The organism is Actinoplanes sp. NPDC048791 (genome assembly GCF_040650095.1).
GTDB lineage: Bacteria > Actinomycetota > Actinomycetes > Mycobacteriales > Micromonosporaceae > Actinoplanes.
The window spans coordinates 1-1,004 of the sequence record NZ_JBEZGQ010001773.1 but is presented as its reverse complement, the minus strand read 5'-3'; the positions used below and the strand labels follow the sequence as shown (position 1 = coordinate 1,004).

Here is a 1,004-nt window from a genome sequence, read left to right as displayed (position 1 = left end):
CCGTCGCCACCCGGGCCGTGTCGCGCAGGACCGCCGCCTGCAGGCCCGCGGCCACCCGGGCGCGTTCGAGGCCCGCTGCCCAGATCGCCTGGGCCGTCGAGGAGGCGACCGCGTCGTGCTCCCGGGTCTCCAGCCTGGCGCGGCGCCGGCGGACCAGGAACCCGGTCAGCCAGGAGCCGGCCACCGGCACCCCGAGCGGGCATCCGACGACCACCGACATGAAGATCACCCATACGGCGAAGGGGATGTCCTCCTCCGGTGGCGCGTCCAGCGCCAGCGTGAACCCGGCAGCCAGCACCGCCGCGGTGAGCGCGGCCGGGATCGCCAGGGCGGTCAGGTTGTTGCGGGGGGCGTAGCGGGCGACCGCGTACACCGCGACGGCTTCCGCGCCCAGGCCGGCCAGCATGAACCAGCCCAGAGCCGATGCGACCAGGCCCGCCACCATCAGGGCCGGCAGCAGCCAGGAGGTGAGCGCGACCGCGGCGAGCACGGCCCAGGGGTGGGTCCGGCGCCAGATCACCGGTACGGCGTGGGCCGACGCGACCAGGATCAGCAGCGGCACCGGCGCACCGGCCATGTCGGGGTCGTCGTCCGAGATCAGCAGTGCTCCCACCGGCACGAACAACGCCAGCAGGAACACGACGACGTCGATCACGTGCTCAGCACCGGGCAGCTGCCGGCGGCGAGGGGCCGGGGGCGGAGCGGTGGTCGCGGCGGTGGTCGCGGGGTCGTCCGGGACCAGCGCCACCGGCAGCACAGCGCGGACGCGCCAGCCGCCGCCGGGGCGGGGACCCGCGGTCAGGGTGCCGCCCAGTGCCGTGGCGCGTTCCCGCATGCCGGTGATGCCCCGTCCGGAGCCCATGCCGGTGACGCCGTCGGTGTGGGCGCCGTCGTCGTCGACGGTGAGCTCCAGGCCGTCGGTCACGGGGGCGAGCCGGATGCGGACCCCGCCGGCCGGGGCGTACCGCAGGGTGTTGGTCAGGGCCTCGCGGGTGATGCCGCAG

Annotated in this window: 1 protein-coding gene; it reads right to left on the bottom strand. The window is 76.1% G+C overall.

Features of this window, described 5'->3' with window-relative positions:
• A partial coding sequence (locus AB0C29_RS50355; RefSeq protein WP_360835746.1) for an ATP-binding protein occupies positions 1-1,004 on the bottom strand: 1,004 nt, incomplete at both ends.